The sequence below is a fragment of the Allobosea sp. P5_A5 genome, from assembly GCF_056400625.1.
Map to the genome: position 1 here is coordinate 398880 of NZ_JBFUKY010000002.1, position 20582 is coordinate 419461.

Consider the following 20582-nt stretch of genomic DNA (forward strand, 5'->3'; position numbering starts at 1 on the left):
GCGCAAGGATGGCAAATTATGCGGTTGATCGTCGGCGCAATCATCGTCTTCGTCTGCGTCTTCGGCAGCTACGCGGCTATGGGCGGCCACCTCGAGGTCCTTTGGCAGCCCTTCGAATTCGTCATCATCCTCGGTGCGGCGATCGGCGCCTTCGTCATCGGCAACCCCGGGCCGGTCCTCAAGGCCGTGCCCAGCATGCTCGGCACGATCTTTAAGGGCCCCCAGTACAAGAGGGACTGCTACGTCGAACTGCTTGGGATGCAATATTCCTTGTACAAGCTCGTGAAGCAGAAGGGCATGCTCGCAGTCGAGCAGCACATCGAAAATCCGAGCGAATCGAGCCTGTTCAACGCCTTCCCGACCTTTGCAGCGAACCATCATGCGGTCGAGTTCGTCTGCGATTACATGCGCATGCTGACGATGGGCGCTAACAACGTCCACGAAATCGATGCGCTGATGGACGAGGAACTGGAGACGCACCACCAGGAGCAGGAGCGTGTCGTTTCGGCCATGCAGTCGCTTGCCGACGGAACGCCAGCGCTCGGCATCGTCGCAGCCGTGCTCGGCGTGATCAAGACGATGGGAGCGATCAAGGAGCCCCCGGAGGTGCTGGGACATCTGATTGGCGGCGCGCTTGTCGGCACCTTCTTCGGCGTCTTCGTCGCCTATGGCTTCTTCGCGCCCATGGCGTCGTCGCTCAAGAGCACCTTCGAGGCAGAAGCCAAATATTACCTGTCGCTCAAGGCGGGCCTGCTCGCCCATATCAGCGGCCAGCCGCCGGTGATGGCCGTCGAATTCGCCCGCAAGGCCCTCATGAGCGACGTCCGCCCGACCTTCAGCGAAGTCGAAGCGGCAACCGCCAATTCGCCCGCCTAGATCTGAGCCGACCTCCAGTAGGTACTCGCGCCAGCAGGAACTCGATGGACAAGCCGATCCAGCCGATCATCATCAAGAAGGTCAAGAAGGCCGCCCATGCGCACCATGGCGGGGCCTGGAAGATCGCTTATGCGGACTTCGTGACCGCCATGATGGCGTTCTTTCTGCTGATGTGGCTGATCAGCATGACGACGCAGGAGCAGAAGAACGGCCTGGCGGAATACTTCGCGCCGACGGCTGCTCTAAGCCCCAGCGCCAGTGGTGCTGGCGGCATGCTGTGGGGTACCGCTCTCGACACTTCGGGCAAGAAGTCTTCGGCGCCCCGCGACGTGCCTATGGCCGCCAAGCAGGAGGACGGAGCGCGCCGGACCAATTCCGGCCGCAGCGACCGCGAGGTCACCCGCGCGGCGACCGACGAGCAGGCCAACCACAGCGCCATAGCCAGCATCCGGCAAGCGCTCCAGAAGATGCCCGACATTGCCGACCTGTCGCGCAATATCGTGATCGAGCCGACCAAGGAGGGGGTGGATGTCTCCCTCGTGGACGAGGCTGGCCGCTCCATGTTCCCCGAGGGCTCGGTCCAACCCTACCCGCGCACCCGTGTCGTGCTGGAGGCGCTGGCACCCACCCTGCGCCAGATGCCAAACCGCCTGTCCGTCACCGGCCACACGGCCGCAGCGCGTCCGGGCTCGGCGGGGGGCGTCGATCCCTGGAACCTGACCACCGGACGCGCGCTCGCCATACGCGAGATCCTGGTGGGCGCCGGGTTCCCCAGCGACCGCTTCGCCTCCGTGTCGGGACGTGGCGACACCGAGCCGACCTTCCCCGACAATCCCTACATCTCGCCGAACCGACGGGTGACGGTCACTCTGCTCAATGCGGAGCCGCCGCTGCCCGCGAACATCTTTCGCTCGCGCCAAGGGGCCGCGGCGGCCGTGGAGCCTGTTCGAAATTAAGCGCAGTGGCTGACACGACCTGCGAAGCCGGGCACCGCGACGTGATCATGGCCTCGCGCTAGATCGCGCGTGGATCGAGACATCCCGCAGCGGACATCATCGAAGTCCGCTGCGGGCGATCGCCGTCATGGCACCCCTTTGAGTGTCCGCGCCGCCAGCCTTCGCCAGTCCCATTACGCCGCTTCGGAATCAAACGGTTAACCATTCATTGACCAAAGTGATTCGTCTTGAAGGCGCGTCTCGTGCGCCGGCTTGTCGACGGAACGGTTTTTCCCATGGTTTCACGCGCCGAACCTAGTCTCAGCGGCCGCTGGTGGTGGTCGATCGACCGCCTAATCCTCGCCGCCCTCATCGCCTTGATGGTGTCGGGCGTCGTGCTGCTGATGGCGGGTGGGCCGCCCGTGGCCGAGCGGCTCGGCCTCTCGACCTTCCATTTCGTCAATCGCCAGGCGGCCTATCTCGCTGTCGCGATCGTCATCTTCCTTGCGGTGTCCTTCATGACCCCGCGACAGGTGCGGCGCACCGCTCTGCTGATCTATGTGGTCTCGCTCGCGATGGTGTGCGCGACGCTGTATTTCGGCGTCGAGGTCAAAGGCGCGAAGCGCTGGCTGACGCTCGGGCCTTTGGGCTCCGTGCAGCCCTCGGAATTCGTCAAGCCGGCCTTCGTCATTCTCGCGGCCTGGGCCTTCGCGGAGGGCACGCGCCGGCCGGATCTGCCGGGCACGATCCTGGCGCTTCTGATCCTGCCCTTCACCATCGTGCCGCTGGTGCTGCAGCCGGATTTCGGCCAGACCATGCTGATCAGCCTGGTCTGGGCCGGCCTGTTCTTCGTGGCCGGGCTGCACTGGTTCTGGGTGATCGGGCTGGGCGGCGTCGGCGCCACCGGCATCTTCATCGCCTATGAGTTGGTGCCCCACGTGCGGGCCCGCATCGAGCGCTTCATGGACAAGGGCTCAGGCGACACCTTTCAGGTCGACACGGCGCTGGAGAGCTTCGCGCAGGGCGGCTGGCTCGGGAAAGGTCCGGGCGAGGGCACGGTGAAGCGCATCCTGCCGGACGCGCATACCGACTTCATCTTCGCCGTGACCGCGGAAGAGTTCGGCGTGGTCGTCTGCATGATCCTCGTCGCGCTGTTCGCGATCATCGTGATCCGCTCGCTGTTCGTGGCGCAGAAATCGGAGGATCCGTTCACGCGCCTCGCCGTGACGGGGCTGGCGCTGCTGTTCGGCATCCAGGCCTCGATCAACATGATGGTGAACCTGCACATGATGCCGGCCAAGGGCATGACGCTGCCCTTCATCTCCTATGGCGGCTCGTCCCTGCTCTCGCTGGCGATCGGCACAGGCTTTCTGCTCGCGCTGACACGGCGGCGGCCGCGTTCGACCGAGATCGGCCTGTACGGACGCTGAGATGACGGACGCGCCCCTCATCATGCTGGCCGCCGGCGGGACCGGCGGCCATCTTTTTCCCGCCGAGGCGCTGAGCCACGCGCTGCATGCGCGCGGCGCCCGCGTCGTGCTGATGACCGATACGCGCGCGGCCGAGTATGCCGGGAGCTTCCCGGCCGAGGCGGTGCATGCCGTACCGGCTGCGACGCCTTCCGGACGCTCACCGCTCAAGATGGCGGGCGCGGTGCTGAAGCTGGCGCGTGGCACCTTCGCGGCGCGGCGCATCATCGCGCAGGTCAAGCCCGCCATGTTGGTCGGCTTCGGCGGCTATCCGACGGTGCCGCCTGTGCTGGGCGCCTCGCTCGCCGGCGTTCGCACCATCATCCACGAGCAGAACGCGGTGATGGGGAGGGCCAACCGCTTTTTAGCCGGCCGTGCGACCGCGATCGCAACCGGGTTCGCCGAGGTCGGCGGTATTTCGGACGCTCTGAAGACGAAATGCAGCCATGTCGGCAATCCGGTACGGCCGGCAGTGCTGGAGGCGGCGAAACAGCACTACGATTGGCCCGGCGAAGGCAAGATCAGGCTGCTCGTCTTCGGCGGCAGCCAGGGCGCGCGGGTGATGGCGGATATCGTGCCGCAAGCCGTCCAGCTTTTGACCCCTGCTGAACAGGCGCGCCTCTCGATCGTCCAGCAGGCTCGCGTCGAAGACGACGACCGTGTGCGCGGGACCTACGAGAACCTTGAAATCGGAGCGACGGTCTCGCCCTTCTTCAAGGATCTGCCCGTGCAGATGGCGGCGGCTCATCTGGTCATCGGCCGCGCCGGTGCCTCGACCGTCGCGGAGTTGACCGTGATCGGGCGCCCGGGAATTCTCGTGCCGCTGCCGGGCTCGCTCGATCAGGACCAGGCGGCGAATGCGGCCTTCCTCGAAAAGGCCGGCGGGGCGATACGCATCCTCCAGCCGGAATTCACGCCTGAGCGCCTTGCCGCCGAGCTGTCGAAGCTCATCGCGCAGCCGGCACACTTGACGGCCATGGCCGCAAACGCGAAGAGCGCGGGCATTCCCGACGCTGCCGACCGCCTCGCCGATCTCGTGATCGCCACGGCTCGTTCGAACTGACAGGACCCGCAGGATGATGAAGCTGCCGACCGAACTCGGCCCCATTCATTTCGTCGGCATCGGCGGCATCGGCATGTCCGGCATCGCCGAGGTCCTGCATAATCTCGGCTACAAGGTGCAGGGTTCGGACGCCTCGGACGGCGCCAACGTCAAGCGCCTGGCTGAGAAGGGCATCGTGACCTTCGTCGGCCACAAGGCCGAAAACATCGGCGATGCAGAAGTCGTCGTCGTCTCGACGGCGATCAAGGGCGACAATCCCGAGCTGCTCGCCGCCCGTGCCCAGCGCCTGCCCGTGGTGCGCCGCGCCGAGATGCTGGCCGAGCTGATGCGGCTGAAGAGTTGCGTCGCGATCGCCGGCACGCATGGCAAGACGACCACGACCTCGCTCGTCGCGACGCTGCTGGAGAAGGGCGGGCTCGACCCGACCGTGATCAATGGCGGCATCATCAACGCCTATGGCACCAATGCCCGCATGGGCGAGAGCGACTGGATGGTGGTCGAGGCCGACGAATCGGACGGCACCTTCCTGAAGCTTCCGGCGGACGTCGCGATCGTCACCAATATCGACCCCGAGCATCTCGACCATTTCGGCACCTTCGATGCGATCAAGGCAGCGTTCCGCTCCTTCGTCGAGAATCTGCCGTTCTACGGCTTCGCGGTGATGTGCATCGACCATCCCACCGTGCAGGGCCTCGTCGGCCAGATCACGGACCGGCGCGTCGTGACCTATGGCGAGAATCCACAGGCCGATTTCCGCCTGCTCGATATCGACCTGACCGGCGGGCAATCGCGCTTCACGCTGCTGATCCGCGACCGCAAGACCGGCCGCGACGACGTGATCCGCGATTTGATGATGCCGATGCCGGGCCATCACAACGCGATGAACGCCACGGCGGCCATCGCCGTCGCCTATGATCTCGGCATTCCGGTCGATCGCATTCGCGAGGCGCTGGCCGGCTTCGGCGGCGTCAAGCGCCGCTTCACCAAGACCGGCGAGTGGAACGGGGCGCTGATCTTCGACGATTACGGCCACCATCCGGTCGAGATCGCCGCCGTGCTGCGGGCTGCCCGCGCCTCGACCAAGAACAAGGTGATCGCGATCGTGCAGCCGCACCGCTACACGCGCCTGTCGAGCCTGTTCGAGGATTTCGCCGCCTGCTTCAACGACGCCGACACGGTGATCGTCGCCGACACCTATGCCGCCGGCGAAACCCCGATCGAGGGGGCCGACCGCGACTCGCTGGTCGCCGGGATCAGGGCACGCGGCCACCGCCACGTGCTGCCGCTCGAGGCGCCAGACAAGCTCGCCGGCATGGTGGCGGAGCTTGCCGGGCCGGGCGACTACGTCGTCTTCCTTGGCGCCGGCAACATCACCCAATGGGCCTATGCGCTGCCGGGAGAGCTTGCAGCGTTGAAGGGGTGATGCCTTGCCGCTTGCTTCCCTTCTCCCCTTGCGGGAGAAGGTGGCGCGATAGCGCCGGATGAGGGGTCGCGCGACGATTTCGACCATCGCCGGGTGATCTGCTCGACCTTTTGAGGGCGGCGCGACCCCTCATCCGTCCCGGCGTTGCCGGGACACCTTCTCCCGCAAGGGGAGAAGGAGACACGCGGGTGGCCAATGCCCTTCGAAGACATCTCCTCCAATATCCGGGCCGCCGCACCTGAGCTGCGCGGCCGGCTGCTGCCGAACCAGGATCTGTCGGCGCTGACGTGGTTTCGTGTCGGCGGGCCGGCGCAACTGCTGTTCACACCGGCCGACGAGCAGGACCTCGCCCATCTGCTCGCGGGGCTGCCGCCCGAGATACCGGTTACGGTGATCGGCCTTGGCTCCAATCTGATCGTGAGAGACGGCGGCATTCCGGGCCTCGTCATTCGGCTGGGCGGAAAAGCTTTCGCCGCGATCGCGATCGAAGGCGAGCGACTGCGGGCCGGGGCTGCGGTTCCTGACGTGAAGGTTGCGCGGGCGGCGGCCGATGCCGCGCTTGACGGGCTCGCCTTCTTCCGGGGCATTCCCGGCTGCATCGGCGGGGCGCTGCGGATGAATGCAGGCGCACATGGCGGCGAAACCACCGATGTGCTGGTCGAGGCGCGGGGCGTTCGGCGCAATGGCGAGATCGTCACGCTCTCGCATACGGATATGGGCTTCAGCTATCGCAAGAGCGCCGAGAACCTGGCCGATGTGATCTTCACCTCGGCGCTGTTCCAGGGGCGGCCGGGCGACCGTGCCGAGATTCAGGCGGAGATGGACCGCGTCACCGCCGCGCGCGAGGCGGCGCAGCCGATCAAGGAGCGCACCGGCGGCTCGACCTTCAAGAACCCGGAGGGCGGCAAGGCTTGGCAGCTGATCGATGCCGCAGGGTGCCGCGGCCTGCGCATTGGCGGGGCACAGGTTTCCGAGATGCACTGCAACTTCCTGATCAACACCGGCGGTGCCACCGCAGCCGATATCGAGGGGCTGGGCGAAGAGGTCAGGCGCCGGGTGAAGGCGCATTCGGGCTACGAGCTGCATTGGGAGATCAAGCGGCTCGGGGTCTCCTGAGGGGTCTCGTCGAAGCGCGATCGCCGTCAGAATTAACCGCCCGTTAACCATGGTTAACCGAAGTTAGGCGCAACGCAGGAGCGACGCGCCGATGGCGAAACATGTGGCGGTTCTGATGGGCGCATGGTCCGTCGAACGGGAGGTCAGCCTAGCCAGTGGGGCCGCCTGCGCGGGGGCCCTCGAAGCGCAGGACGACCGCGTTACCGTGTCGCGTTTCGCGGCCGCCAAAGCCCATGTGCTGCCTCCACCCGATGTCCTCAAGCCGGGCGACGAGGGCTCCTCGGTCGGCGTTTTGGTCGTCCAAGAGGGGCGCGAACACCCGCTGCAGGAGATCGCGCGCGCGGGCTGGCTCTGCGGTGAGATGCTGCTTGCTGAACGCTTCGTCGCGGGCCGCGAACCGGCCTGCGCGGTGATGAACGGGCGCAGCCTCGGTGTGACCGAAATGCAAGCCGCAACTGGCGAATTTTACGACGACGACGCGAAGTACGCGAAAGGCGGCTCTATCCACACCTGTCCGGCTCAAATTTTACCAAAAATTTACCAGCAGATCGAAGAGTGGTCGTTAACGGCGCATCAAGCAATCGGTTGCCGGGGCGTTAGCCGAGCTGACTTCCGCTACCACGACGAGACCGACACTCTCGTCTGGCTGGAGGTCAATACGCAGCCCGGGATGACCGAGACCAGCCTGGTGCCCGAGTTGGCTGCCCATGCGGGCTTTAACTTCGGTGAGCTCGTCAAATGGATGGTGGACGACGCCTCCCTCGATCGGTGAAAGCGATGACGGCACGACCCTCTTCGCGCCTGCCGGTCCCGGCGCCCGCGCCCCAGCTGCTGATCGGCAGCGAAAGGCAGGGCCGCTGGTTCAGGCGCCCAAGGCGCTCCCAACCGCTGGCCGAAAGGCTGCCGCGCAACGTCGGCACCTGGCTGGCGCTCGGTTTCCTCTCGATCAGTATCGGCAGCGGCATGGTGATCGGCGGACAGTATCAGTCGATTCAGGACAATTACGGCCCGCCGCGCCACATCCTGGCGCGCATGCTGGGTTTCGGTATCGAGCGGGTGACGATCTCGGGCCTGTCCGGCATTTCCGAACAGGAAGTGCTGGTCGCGGCCGGTATCGATCCCAAGACGTCGCTGATGTTCTTCGACGCCGACGAGGCGCGCCTTCAGCTCGAAGCGAACCCGCTGATCCGTCAGGCGACGGTTCGCAAGCTCTATCCCGGCGAGATCTCGATCTCGCTGACGGAGCGCGAGCCTTATGCGCTCTGGCAGGTCAAGGGAGAGCTTTTCGTGATCGCAGCGGACGGGGCGGTGATCGACAAGATGGATGACGGCCGCTTCGCCTATCTGCCGCTTGTCGTCGGTCCCAACGCCAATATCCGCGCGAGCGAATATCTCGCGCTGCGCAAGGAGGCTGGCCCGCTGGCGGAACATATCCGCGCCGGCACATTGGTCTCCGACCGGCGCTGGAACCTGAAGCTCGACAACGGGATGGATGTGCGCCTGCCTGAGATCAAGCCGGAGGTCGCGGTGCAGCGGCTGGTCTCCCTGCAGACCAACGATCGCATCCTCGACAAGGATGTGCTGGCGCTGGACCTGCGCGAGCCCGACCGGGTGATCGCACGGCTCTCGGAAGAATCGGCCGCCGCACGCGCGGACATGCTCAAGAACCGCAGCAAAGCCAAGAAGAAGGGAGGCGAGGCGTGAACCATGTCACCTCCCAGGGCCTGACGCCGCGGATGCGCCCGCTATCCTCGCGCAAGAGCGCGATCCTCTCGATCCTCGACATTGGCACGAGCAAGGTCGTCTGCCTGATCGCCGAGCTCAACCCGGCCGAGGCCAACGACCGGCTGCGCGGACGCACCCATGTCGCGCGCATCATCGGCATCGGCCACCAGCGCTCGCTGGGGCTGAAGGGCGGCGCGATCATCGATCTCGAAAGCGCGGAACGCGCGATCCGGGCCTCCGTCGACGCGGCCGAGCGGATGGCCAAGGTCGAGGTGCAGTCGGTCATCGTCAACCTGACCGGCGGTCGCATCGGTTCGCAGCATTATGCCGCGAGTGTCGATCTGCGCTCCGGCTCGGTCGGCGACAACGACATCAAGCGTGTGCTCGCCACCGCCGCGACTCACGCGATCCGCCCCGGCAAGGCCGTGCTTCACGCTCTGCCGACCGGCTACGCGCTGGACGGCGTGCCGGGCGTGCTCGACCCGCGCGGGCTGATTGGCGGCAAGCTCTCGGTCGACATGCATGTCGTCGCCAGCGAGGCCTCGGCTGCGCGCAACGTCATGCTCGCGGTCGAGCGCTGCCATCTCGAGGTCGAGGCGGTCGTCGCGACCCCTTATGCGTCAGGCCTCTCCGTGCTCGTCGACGACGAGGCCGAAATGGGCGTCGTCGTGGTCGACATGGGCGGCGGCACGACCTCGCTCGGGGTCTTCTCCGGAGGGCACCTGATGCATTCGGACGCGATCGCGGTCGGCGGCAACCACATCACCATGGACGTCGCGCGCGGCCTCTCGACCCGCGTCTCCGCGGCCGAGCGGCTGAAGACGCTGCACGGCTCCTGCATTTCCTCGGCTTCCGACGAGCGCGACATGATCGCGGTGCCGCAGGTCGATGACGACGAGCGTGACATGCCGAACCATCTGGCGAAGTCGCATCTCATCCGCATCATCAAGCCCCGCGTCGAGGAAATCCTCGAACTGGTGCGCGACCGGCTGAACAATGCCGGCTTCTCGGCCCAGGCCGGGCGGCGCGTCGTCCTGACCGGTGGCGCCTGCCAGCTCACCGGTCTGCCCGAGGTCGCCCGACGCATCCTCGGCGGTCAGGTCCGCACCGGCCGTCCGCTCGGCATCAAGGGATTGCCCGAGGCCGGCAAGGGGCCATCCTTCGCGGCCGCCGTCGGCCTGCTGGTCTACCCGCAGGTGGCGAGCGCCGAGCATTTCGAACCGCGCGCGGCCGGCGGCCGCTACGCGGCGACAGGGACGGACGGCTACTTCTCGCGCGTCGGGCAGTGGCTGAAAGACAGTTTCTGAATCCGGCGAAGCCGGGTTCGAAGAGTAAGTGCGTAAATCGCCCACCCCGGTGGGCACGGCGTCAACGAAGCTTAGAGACGGCTCCCGCCAGGCGCCGGTCACAGGGATCAAAAGAGGCAACCATGGCGATGAATCTGCAAGCCCCGGACATCCGGGAACTCAAGCCCCGGATCACCGTTTTCGGCGTCGGCGGCGCGGGCGGTAACGCCGTCAACAACATGATCGAGGCCGGTCTCGACGGCGTCGACTTCGTGTGTGCCAACACCGATGCCCAGGCGCTCGCACTGTCGCGCTCCTCGCGGATCATCCAGATGGGCCTGCAGGTGACCGAGGGTCTCGGCGCCGGCTCGCAGCCCGAGGTCGGCCGTGCGGCCGCCGAGGAAGTTATCGACGAGATTCGCGATCACCTGGCGGGCGCGCATATGGTCTTCATCACGGCCGGTATGGGTGGCGGCACCGGCACCGGAGCTGCGCCTGCGATCGCCCGCGTCGCTCGCGACATGGGGATCCTGACTGTCGGCGTCGTGACCAAGCCGTTCCAGTTCGAGGGCCAGCGCCGCATGCGCATGGCGGAGGCCGGCATCAACGAGCTCAACGAGGCCGTCGACACGCTGATCGTCATCCCGAACCAGAACCTGTTCCGCGTCGCCAACGAGACGACCGGCTTCGCCGATGCCTTCGGCATGGCTGACCAAGTGCTCTATTCGGGCGTCGCCTGCATCACCGACCTGATGGTCCGCCCTGGCCTGATCAATCTCGACTTCGCCGACGTCCGCGCCGTGATGCGCGGCATGGGCAAGGCGATGATGGGCACCGGCGAGGCGCAGGGTGAAAAGCGCGCGCTGACCGCGGCCCAGGCCGCGATCAACAACCCGCTCCTCGACGACATCTCGATGAAGGGCGCGCGCGGCCTGCTGATCTCGATCACCGGCGGGCGCGACATGAAGCTCTACGAAGTCGACGAAGCCGCCACCCGCATCCGCGAGGAGGTCGATTCCGAAGCCAACATCATCGTCGGCGCGACCTTCGACGAATCGCTCGAGGGCACGGTCCGCGTCTCCGTCGTCGCCACCGGCATCGACAAGCCGATTCTGCAGCATGGCGAGGTCGACGAGACCGAAGCCCGCATCGCCCAGGTCGCCGAGCGGCTGAAGCAGGAAGCGCGCCTGCGCAGCACCGCTCCGGCGCCGCAGGCGATGCGCCCGGCGCCGCAGTCCGTGCCGGTGATCGAAACCACCCGCATGATGGCCCCGATGATCGAGGCCGCTCCGGCGGCCCAGATCACGCATGACATCCGCATCGAGCCGATGCAGCCGCGCCCGGCCATGGTCGCTCCCCCGGCTTCCGAGCCGATGCCGATGCACGAGCCCAGCCTGCACCTGGAGGAAAGCTTCATCCCGCCGATGCCGGAGCGTGCCGTGCGCCCCACGCGCATGCCCCGCATCGAGGACCTGCCGGCCCCCGGCCAGGCGCAGCTTCATGCCCAGCGTGGCCCGCAGCCCGCGCCGCAGATGCCGACCGCCGAGCAGAAGCGCATGTCGCTGATGCAGCGCCTGGCCTCCGTCGGCTTCGGCCGCAAGGAGGACGAGGAAGCGGCCGCCGCGCCGGCTCCGACACAGCAGCTGCGCCAGGCTCCGGCGATTCCGCAGCATGCTGCGCCCAGCGCCGCCCATGCGGAATATATGCGCCGCCCGGCGCCGCAGCCGGCACCGCGCCCGGCCCAAGGTCAGCTCGACCCGCATGGCCGCGCCGCGCCGGTGCGCAACAGCGAGGATGACCATCTGGAAATCCCGGCGTTCCTGCGCCGCCAGGCGAACTGATCCCAGCGCCGTCACGGCACTGTTATGAAAGCCCGCCGCGGTCGCCCGCGGCGGGCTTTTTCGCATGTTAAAAAATCGTTATCTTTCAGCCTGTTATATAACCGTCTCTCACGCGCTGGGACTGTAACAGAGCGTAAGAAAGAGTGATTTTGAGGAGCCGCCGCGAGACCCTATGTTGCGGCTGCTTTCAGAGGTTACCCGTCGAGTCGAATGATACGACCTACGGGGGATGTCGCCGCCAAGCTGCTCCTCGAGAGCTTGAGGCAGCGGTCGCGGCAGACAAAGATTGGATACCGGAATGAGCTTCGATCGGCAGACGACCCTGCGGGCGGCGATTACCCTGAACGGGATCGGTGTCCATTCCGGAGCGCCCGCCAGCATCGCCCTCAAGCCGTCCAGCGCCAATTCCGGCGTCGTCTTCCTGCGGACCGGCATCGACGGCATGCCGCCGCAGCTGATCCATGCCAAGCACACCAAAGTCAGCGCGACCGAACTCTGCACGGTGATCGGCGACCGCGGCCCTGCTTCGGTCTCGACGATCGAGCATCTGATGTCGGCCTGCATGGGCCTCGGCCTCGATAACGTGCTGGTCGAGATCGACGGGCCGGAAATGCCGATCATGGACGGCAGTGCCCGCGAATTCGTCGCGGCCATCGAAGAGACCGGGCTCGTCACCCTTTCGGCCGCGCGCCGTTATCTGAAGGTGCTTCAGCCGGTTCGCATCGAGCAGGGCCGCGCTTTCGCCGAGTTGATGCCGGCCGACCAGGGTTTCCGGCTCGATGTCGAAATCGACTTCGACTCGATGGTCATCGGCCGCCAGCGCAAGATTTTCGATCTCGACGCCAAGGCCTATGCCAACGATATCGCCAAGGCCCGCACCTTCGGCTTCATGCGCGATGTCGAGCAGCTCTGGAAAGCGGGTTTCGCGCTCGGCGCCTCGCTCGACAACACCGTCGCGGTGGGTGACGACAAGGTCATCAACCCGGAAGGCCTGCGCTACGCCGACGAGTTCGTGCGTCACAAGGTGCTCGACGCTGTCGGTGATCTGGCGCTGGCCGGCTATCCGATCATCGGCGAGTTCCGCTCCTATTGCGGCGGCCACCGGATGAATGTGCGGATTCTCGAGGCGCTGTTTGCCGACCGGGCGAATTTCGCGATCGTCGAATCGCAGCCGGTGTTCGTGGCGCCGCGCGGTGCCCAGATGGGTGCGCTCGCCTCTGCTGCCTACGCTCCCGATCTGCGCTGAGGCTTTTCGGAGTTACGGCCTGACCCCACCGACGATGGGGCAGGGCCTGGGCCGCCGAGCCTTGTTGTCGAACTTTGCCTTCCAATCGCCCGGTTTGCGTCGCAGAAGCCGCGGACTGTGGAATCCCCGCAGAAACGGTTTTCGGCAGTGGCGCGCGGCCGGCGTCTGGGGTAAGCCATGCTCCCCGGCCAGGGCATCGAACCAAGAAGTGGGATCCACTTCTCGGATGAACGCGATGCTCCAGCCAATGAGGTAGGTCATCGTGATCGCGTCCGACAGGACGTGCGATGATCTAGGACGATCGAAAAGGACCGACGACGTGAGCGTGACGCGCCAGAGCCTTCCGGCATTCCATCGTGGCACATCGGCGCGCAAGGGCATCGCCTTGGCGCTGGGTGCCGCCATGCTGCTCGGCGGCTGCGATACGCTGTCCTCGCTGAACCCCTTCGACCGGCCGGAGGTCTACAAGCCCGACCTGACCCCGCCGACGCCTGCCGACAAGCTCTATAATGAGGGCCTAGCACGGCTGCAGAACGGCGACAGCGAAGGCGCCTCGAAGAAGTTCGAGGATATCGACAAGTCGGCGCCGTTCTCGCCCTATGCCCGCAAGGGCTTGCTGATGACGGCCTATACCAATTTCCAGGCCCAGAAATGGACCGAGGCGATCACCGCCTCGAAGCGCTTCATCGCGCAGAACCCGGCCAGCCCGGACGCGGCCTACGCCCAGTACATCATGGCGGTCTCCTATTATAACCAGATTCCGGACGCGACCCGCGACCAGGAGAAGACCGGGCAGGCGATCCAGGCTTTGCAGGAGCTGATCGCGCGTTATCCCAAGTCGGAATATGTGCTCGACGCCAAGGAGAAGCTGCTGATCGCCCAGGATCAGCTGGCTGCCAAGGAAATGAATGTCGGCCGCTTCTATCTGGAAAAGCGCAATTATACCGCGGCGGTGAATCGCTTCCGCGAGGTCATCATCAAGTATCAGACCACGCGCCATGTCGAGGAGGCGTTGGAGCGCCTGACCGAGGCTTATCTCGCGATGGGCATCACGAGCGAGGCTCAGACGGCCGCGGCGGTTCTCGGGCACAACTTCCCCGACAGCCCGTGGTACAAGGACGCCTACGCGCTGCTGCAGAGCGGCGGGCTGGAGCCCCGGGAGGATCGCGGCTCCTATATCAGCCGCGCCTTCGATGGTTTCCAGCGCACCGTCGGCGGCATCGTGGGCCTGCGTTTCTGACGGGCGCCGCGATGCCGAGCCTTCGGCAACCGCGCCTGCTCTCAAGCTTGCGCTGAGCCATGCTGGCGCAGCTCTCCATTCGCGACATCGTCCTGATCGACCGGCTCGATCTCGGGTTCCGTGAGGGCCTCAGCGTCCTCACAGGCGAGACGGGCGCGGGCAAATCGATCCTGCTCGATGGGTTTGCGCTCGCGCTCGGCGGGCGCGGCGACGGCTCGCTGGTGCGGCACGGCGAAACGCAAGGCCAAGTTAGCGCGGTGTTCGACCTGCCGATGGAGCACGCCGCCCGCCGGCTTGCGCAGGCTCAGGAAATCGACACCGATGGCGATCTCATCCTGCGCCGCGTGCAATATGCCGACGGGCGCACGCGCGCCTTCATCAACGACCAGCCGGTTTCGGTGCAAATCCTGCGAATGGTCGGCGCGGCGATCGTCGAGATCCATGGACAGCACGACGACCGGGCGCTGACCGACCCTGCCCAGCATCGCGCTCTGCTCGACGGTTTCGGCGGGCTCGAGAGCCAAGCGCAGGCCATGGCCGGCGCGAGCGACACGCTCAAGCGCGCCCGGCAGGCCTTGCAGGCACAGCGCATGCGCGTCGAGGCCGCGCGCAAGGAGGCGGATTTCCTGCGGCATGCCGTCGAGGAACTCGGCAAGCTCGCGCCGAAGCCCGGTGAAGAGGACGCGTTGGCCGCGACCCGCCAAGGCATGATGCAGGCCGAAAAGGTCGCGCGCGATCTGATCGAGGCGCATGAAGCCGTTGGCGGGCACGGCTCGCCGGTGCCAGCGCTGGCCGCCGTGTTGCGTCGGCTTGAGCGGCGGGCGGGACAGGCTCCGGAGCTGGTCGATCCGTCGATCGCGGCGCTGAACACGGCGATCGTCGCGATGGAGGAGGCTGGGGAGTCGCTGGCCGCTGCGATGCGCGCCGCCGAATACGATCCGCGCGAGCAGGAACGGGTCGAGGAGCGCCTGTTCGCGCTGCGGGCGGCCGGGCGCAAATACGACGTGCCGGTCGACGGTCTGCCCGTGCTTGCCGCGAGCATGGCGGGCGATCTCGCAGCATTGGACGAAAGCGAATCCTCGTTGGCCCGGCTGGAAAGCGAGCTGGCGCAGGCGGAGGACGTGTTCCTCACGAAAGCCAAAGCGCTTTCGGAAGCGCGCAAAGCCGCCGCGGCCCGGCTCGATGCGGCCGTCAAGGCGGAATTGCCCCCGCTGAAACTGGAGCGGGCCCGCTTTATCACGCGCGTCGAGAGCGACGAGGCGTCGCGCGGGCCGGAAGGGTTCGACCGGGTTGAGTTCTGGGTCGAGACCAATCCGGGTACGCGGCCAGGCCCGATGATGAAGGTCGCGTCCGGTGGCGAGCTGTCGCGCTTCATGCTGGCGCTGAAGGTCGTGCTGGCCGAGCAGGGCTCGGCGCCGACACTGGTCTTCGACGAGATCGACACCGGCGTCGGCGGCGCCGTGGCCGATGCCATCGGCGAACGCCTGTCGCGGCTGGCTCAGCGCGTGCAGGTGATCTCGGTGACGCATGCGCCGCAGGTGGCGGCCAAGGCCGGCCAGCATTTCCTCATCGCCAAATCGGCGGCGGGGGAGGGCGAAGCGTCGCGCACCGTGACGCGGGTGACCCCGCTTGCCGACCAGTCCCGCCGTGAGGAGATCGCGCGGATGTTGGCCGGCGCCTCGATTACGCAAGAAGCGCGAGCCGCGGCCGGGCGGCTGCTGGAAGCAGCCGGCTTCGGCGGCTGACAGGGCGTTTTGCGGCAAGAGCTTGCCTGATTCAGCGATTCCAGGCCGTTATCCTGAGTAGCCGCCGAGCGGATCGAAGGACATTGGCGATCTCTCCGACTCCCTGAAACGCTCTCCGAGACGCACGCATTTGGCTTGCGTCTCGAAGATGGCGGCTTGGGGGGCGAAGACCTATTGGGACCGAACGAGCCTGTAGCCTGTCCCGATCCGCTCGACTCGACTGATCCCTTCGACATGGGAGCCCGCGACGAGCCAGCCTTGCGCGGCCGCTTGTTCGAGGATGTCGCGGCGCGTGCGGATCGCCAGCTCGGCGTCGATGTCATAGGTGAGGCCGAGATCGGGGTCCGCCGCCTGCATTTCCGAAAGATGCAGTGCGTCTGCCCAGATCAGCAGGGGCTTCGTGTCGTCTGCCAACAGATAGCCGCTGTGACCGTAGGTATGGCCGGGCAGCGGAACGAGAGTGATGCCGGGCATGATTTCGCCGGCGCCGACCATGCGGAAGCGGCCCTCATAAAGCCGCTTCAGCGTGGCGGTGATGGTGAAGCCGCCGCGCTTGTTTTCCGGGAGGGTGTCGCGTTTCGTCTCGTCTCCGAAAAAGGCGAAATCGGCGTCCGGCACGATGATCTCGGCATTCGGGAAGACCGGCCTTTCGCCATCGAACAGGCCTAGGGCATGGTCGCCGTGGAGATGGGTGAGCAGCACGCGTCTGACCCCATCGGGCGCGATGCCGGCTTTCTCCATTGCTGCGGGGGCATGACCCAATGCCTCGCCCCAGCTCGTGCCGGTGCCGGCATCGATCAAGGTGATGCCGGCATCGTCCTGCAATGCAAAGCAGTTCACGACGATGGCGATCTGCGGGCCGAGTTCGGCGATGGCTTTGGCGCGCGCATCCGCGCCGCCTGGATGGATCAGGATGTCGGACGAGGCCGAAAAGACGCCGTCGACGAGGGTGGTCAGATCATACCGTCCGAAGCGCGTGGTCATGGGGCTTCTCCTTGCCTCAGCGGTAAATCGTTAGGCCTGGCTGCAGAAGCTATCGCAGGTCGCATCCGGTCTGTGCGGAGCGCTGCACGCCCAGCATTCCCTTTTTCCGGCTTTTGCTCTATGGCACTGGGTCAATCGATAGCCGTGCGCATCCGGCGCGCGGTATCCTGCGCCGTTCATTCGCCTGCGCCGCAACCTTTAGGCTCTTAAGTCCATGTCCTTCTCCCTCACGAGCCCGCCGCTCGCGCGTGCGCTCGCCGAACACAATTATTCCGAAGCCATGCCGGTACAGAACGCCGTGCTGGAAGAGGCCGCGCGCGGGCGCGACCTTCTAGTTTCGTCGCAGACCGGCTCCGGCAAGACGATCGCCTACGGCCTCGCCATCGGCGAGACATTGCTCGGCGATGCCGAGAAGCTCGGTCGCGCCGGCACGCCGCTGGCGCTTATCATCGCGCCGACGCGCGAGTTGGCGATGCAGGTGCAGCGCGAGCTGGCCTGGCTCTACGAGTATGCCGGTGCGAAGGTGATTTGCTGCGTCGGTGGCATGGATCCGCGTCGCGAGGCGATGCTGCTGGACGAGGGCGCGCATATCGTCGTCGGAACGCCCGGGCGCCTGCGTGACCATATCGAGCGCCGCCGCCTCGACGTTTCCGAGCTGGGCGCCGTGGTCCTCGACGAGGCCGACGAGATGCTCGATCTCGGCTTCCGTGACGATCTCGAATTCATCCTGAAGACGACGCCGGAAGGCCGGCGCAGCCTGCTGTTCTCGGCGACTTTCCCGAAGGCCATTATCCAGCTCGCGCAGAGCTACCAGAAAAATGCGCTGCGGATCGAGGTCGAGGCCACGCGCCGCGGCCATGCCGACATCGCCTACAAGGCGGTGCGGGTCTATCCGAAGGAGGCGGAGCTCGCCGTCGTCAACCTGCTGCGCTTTCATGATGCGCCCGTTTCGCTGGTGTTCTGCAACACCCGTAACGCGGTGCGCCATCTCGAAGCCATTCTGCTCGAGCGCGGGTTCCCCGCTGTCGCGCTGTCGGGCGAACTTGGCCAGAACGAACGCAATGCGGCGCTGCAGGCGCTTCGCGATGGCCGGGCGCGCGTCTGCGTGGCGACCGATGTCGCGGCGCGCGGCATCGATTTGCCGGGGCTGGACCTCGTGATCCATGCCGAGTTGCCCAATGATGCCGAGGTGATGCAGCATCGCTCGGGCCGGACCGGCCGCGCCGGCAACAAGGGCGTCAGCGTTCTGCTGGTGCCGCAGTCGCGTCGCCGCAAGGCCGAGCGGCTGCTGATGGAAGGCAAGGTCGAGGCCGAATGGATCGGCCCGCCGACGGCCGAGCAGATCCAGACGCTCGATCAGGAGCGGATGCTCAAGGACCCGCTGCTCACCAGCGACGAGGGTGAGGACGATGCCGGCATGATCGAGGCGCTGATGGCGGGCCGCGAGCCGCGCCAGATCGCGGCGGCTCTCGTCCGGCTCTATCGTTCGCGCCTGCCGGCAGGCGAAGAGGCGGGCGACCCCGGCTTTGGCCGCGACGAACAGCGTGCTCCGCGCGGCAATGACGACTACGCCGGCAAGCGCCAGCCTTTCGGGGCCGGACGGGATGGCGACAGCGACGCTCCTCGCAGGGCCGGCCCGCGCGGGGAAACCGTGTGGTTCGTCCTCAATATAGGCCGCCGTGACGGCGCCGATCCGCGCCAATTGCTGCCGATGCTCTGCCGCCGTGGCAAGATCACGCGCGACGAGGTCGGTGCTATCCGGATTTTCGACCGCGAGACCAAGGTCGAGATCGACGCGGAGGCCGCCGAGCGCTTCTACGAACTGGCCAAGGCGGCCGACCGCGACAAGATCGTGATCGAGCCTGTGACCGGCGAAGATGAGCGCCGCCCCGCGAAGCCCTTCGCCGACAAATCGAGCCACGCGCCATCGCCCCATGCGCGGCCGCAGCGCGATGCCGGTCCGGCCCGCAGCTTCGAAAAGAAGCCTTATGAGAAGAAGCCCTTCGGCAAGCCTTCCAATGAAGGCAAGGCTCCCTATGAGGGTAAGCCTTACGAGGGCAAGAAGAAGCCTTACGAGGGCAAATCCAAGCCCTTCGGCAGCGACAAGTCCTATGATCCGGTGCGCAGCGACCGCAGCGCAGTGTCCGATCCGAATGTCTCGTTCCGCTCGAGCCCCAAGCCTTATGCCGGGAAGTCGACCGAGGGCGACCGGAAGCCTTATGCCGGCGCCAAAAAGCCGTTCGGGGCGAAGCCCTATGCCGGCAAGAGCGACGGACCCGGCGCCGCGCGACCAGCCGGCAAGCCTTTCAAGAGCAACAAGCCCCGGCGCGACGATCGCGGTTGATCGCGACCTGACCCGCTCCTGCGCCGGTCATTAAAAAGCGATCGGTCGGGCTCAGGCTAAAAGCCCGGTCCGACCGATCGCGCTATCACTGATTTAGGTTAGCTCGTCCGGCAGTTGCCGGTCGCGTCGCGCTCAGCGAAGTCCAAGAAAGGACAGGATCGCGAGCACCACGACGATCAGGCCGACGAGATAGATGATGCCGTTCATTTGAAGCCCCCAGATCTGATGGGCCTAAGGCCCAGCCTGCGGGATGAACCGCATTCAGGGGCTAAAGTTCCTGTTCCCGGCCTGCCAAAGTCAGCCGACAACCTTCCGATAGAGATGCCAGCTCGCATGGCCGAGCACCGGCATGGCGACGACGAGCCCGACCAGCAACGGCAGGCATCCGAGCACGAGCAGGCCTGTGACCATCAGGCCCCAGATCATCATCACGCGGGGATTGGCTTCGACCGCTGCGATCGAGGTGCGCACCGCCGTCGCCATCTCGACATGTCGGTCGATGATCAGCGGGAAGGAAACCACAGAGATCGCGAAGGCGAGGATGGCGAAGAGCAGGCCGACGGAATTGCCGAGCACGATCATCACCCAGCCATCGAAAGTGGTGAACGTCGCACGCAGGAAGTCGGCCGTGGACACGTCCGCAGGCAGGGCGAGCTGCCATTTGTAGATCAGCCAGGCGCAGGTCAGCCAGGCGACGAAAAGCCCGGTGAGGAGAACGCCCAGCAGAACGATCTGGCCGATGGCGGGCGAGTGCAGCACGCCGAAAGCCTGCCGCCAGGAGCAATCCAGCCCGTGTTCGCGGCGTCGGCTGATCTCGTAGAGGCCGATCGCGGCGAAGGGCCCGAGCAAGGCGAAGCCGCCGAGCAGCGGGAACAGCAGCGGAAAGATGTTATAGGAGACCGTCAGCTGGGCCAGCAGAATGCCGGCGATCGGATAGATCAGCGCGACGAAGACGAGATGGCTCGGTTGAGCCTTGAAGTCTTCCCAGCCGCGGCCAAGCGCGTCCTTCAGGGCGGCCGTGGTGATGGTGCGGACGCGTGGCGGCTCATCCGCGTGGAGGCGGTGCAGGGTGGCGTCGAGATGGACCATGGCGTTTCTCCGGGTTGAGCCCGGTTCGCCAAGCAGCCGTCGATCCGATCCTTGGTGTCAACGGCCGTCCGGCGTCGAGCTTCCAATTTGCAGTTCACGGAGTATAGGCCGGGAAGCAGGGCTTGTCGCCCTCGACCGTCACTGCGAGCTTCGTCGCTAGGCTCCTCGCAATGACGGTTTAGCTTGGATGAAAATGGCTC

At 66.1% G+C, this 20582-nt stretch carries 16 protein-coding genes; 14 read left to right on the forward strand and 2 right to left on the reverse strand.

The window, feature by feature from the left end:
* The first annotated feature begins 18 nt into the window (after positions 1-18).
* The 13 genes from motA (at position 19) to recN (ending at position 15965) form a co-directional block, all read left to right on the forward strand.
* Positions 19-876, forward strand: coding sequence for a flagellar motor stator protein MotA (motA, locus tag AC1DR6_RS05530; RefSeq protein ID WP_476828183.1), 858 nt, complete (start codon positions 19-21; stop codon positions 874-876).
* A 44-nt stretch (positions 877-920) separates the two neighbouring features.
* The gene (locus AC1DR6_RS05535; protein WP_476828184.1) at positions 921-1832 is read left to right on the forward strand and encodes a flagellar motor protein MotB; all 912 of its coding nucleotides are present in this window, start codon (positions 921-923) and stop codon (positions 1830-1832) included.
* 275 nt (positions 1833-2107) lie between these two features.
* The gene (locus AC1DR6_RS05540) at positions 2108-3241 is read left to right on the forward strand and encodes an FtsW/RodA/SpoVE family cell cycle protein (RefSeq protein WP_476828185.1); all 1134 of its coding nucleotides are present in this window, start codon (positions 2108-2110) and stop codon (positions 3239-3241) included.
* Position 3242: 1 nt separating this feature from the next.
* Positions 3243-4343 (forward strand): undecaprenyldiphospho-muramoylpentapeptide beta-N-acetylglucosaminyltransferase, encoded by a 1101-nt coding sequence (gene murG / locus AC1DR6_RS05545; RefSeq protein WP_476828186.1) that lies wholly within the window; start codon positions 3243-3245, stop codon positions 4341-4343.
* 16 nt (positions 4344-4359) lie between these two features.
* Positions 4360-5766, forward strand: a complete 1407-nt coding sequence (gene murC / locus AC1DR6_RS05550; RefSeq protein ID WP_476828444.1) for a UDP-N-acetylmuramate--L-alanine ligase — start codon at positions 4360-4362, stop codon at positions 5764-5766.
* Between the two features lie 195 nt (positions 5767-5961).
* Positions 5962-6882 (forward strand): UDP-N-acetylmuramate dehydrogenase, encoded by a 921-nt coding sequence (gene murB, locus AC1DR6_RS05555; protein WP_476828187.1) that lies wholly within the window; start codon positions 5962-5964, stop codon positions 6880-6882.
* Between the two features lie 91 nt (positions 6883-6973).
* Entirely contained in the window at positions 6974-7654 is a 681-nt protein-coding gene (locus AC1DR6_RS05560) for a D-alanine--D-alanine ligase (RefSeq protein WP_476828188.1), read from the forward strand.
* 5 nt (positions 7655-7659) lie between these two features.
* Positions 7660-8586, forward strand: coding sequence for a cell division protein FtsQ/DivIB (locus tag AC1DR6_RS05565; protein WP_476828189.1), 927 nt, complete (start codon positions 7660-7662; stop codon positions 8584-8586).
* 32 nt (positions 8587-8618) lie between these two features.
* On the forward strand, positions 8619-9914 hold the full coding sequence (ftsA, locus tag AC1DR6_RS05570; RefSeq protein ID WP_476828445.1) for a cell division protein FtsA: 1296 nt from the start codon (positions 8619-8621) through the stop codon (positions 9912-9914).
* Between the two features lie 122 nt (positions 9915-10036).
* Positions 10037-11734 (forward strand): cell division protein FtsZ, encoded by a 1698-nt coding sequence (gene ftsZ / locus AC1DR6_RS05575; protein ID WP_476828190.1) that lies wholly within the window; start codon positions 10037-10039, stop codon positions 11732-11734.
* A 298-nt stretch (positions 11735-12032) separates the two neighbouring features.
* Complete coding sequence (lpxC, locus tag AC1DR6_RS05580; RefSeq protein ID WP_476828191.1) at positions 12033-12980, forward strand: UDP-3-O-acyl-N-acetylglucosamine deacetylase; 948 nt, start codon at positions 12033-12035, stop codon at positions 12978-12980.
* Positions 12981-13305: 325 nt separating this feature from the next.
* A complete protein-coding gene (locus AC1DR6_RS05585) occupies positions 13306-14220 on the forward strand; it encodes an outer membrane protein assembly factor BamD (protein ID WP_476828446.1) in 915 nt (304 codons plus the stop codon).
* 59 nt (positions 14221-14279) lie between these two features.
* Positions 14280-15965, forward strand: a complete 1686-nt coding sequence (recN, locus tag AC1DR6_RS05590; RefSeq protein ID WP_476828192.1) for a DNA repair protein RecN — start codon at positions 14280-14282, stop codon at positions 15963-15965.
* Between the two features lie 171 nt (positions 15966-16136).
* Here the strand turns inward: recN and aidB are convergent, their stop codons facing one another.
* The gene (aidB, locus tag AC1DR6_RS05595) at positions 16137-16949 is read right to left on the reverse strand and encodes an AidB family quorum-quenching N-acyl homoserine lactonase (protein WP_476828193.1); all 813 of its coding nucleotides are present in this window, start codon (positions 16947-16949) and stop codon (positions 16137-16139) included.
* 214 nt (positions 16950-17163) lie between these two features.
* On the opposite strand from aidB, the gene AC1DR6_RS05600 reads away from it, so the two are divergent.
* A complete protein-coding gene (locus AC1DR6_RS05600; RefSeq protein WP_476828194.1) occupies positions 17164-19293 on the forward strand; it encodes a DEAD/DEAH box helicase in 2130 nt (709 codons plus the stop codon).
* Between the two features lie 297 nt (positions 19294-19590).
* On the opposite strand, the gene AC1DR6_RS05605 is transcribed toward AC1DR6_RS05600, so the two are convergent.
* Entirely contained in the window at positions 19591-20382 is a 792-nt protein-coding gene (locus tag AC1DR6_RS05605) for a DUF2189 domain-containing protein (RefSeq protein ID WP_476828195.1), read from the reverse strand.
* Positions 20383-20582 lie beyond the last annotated feature (200 nt).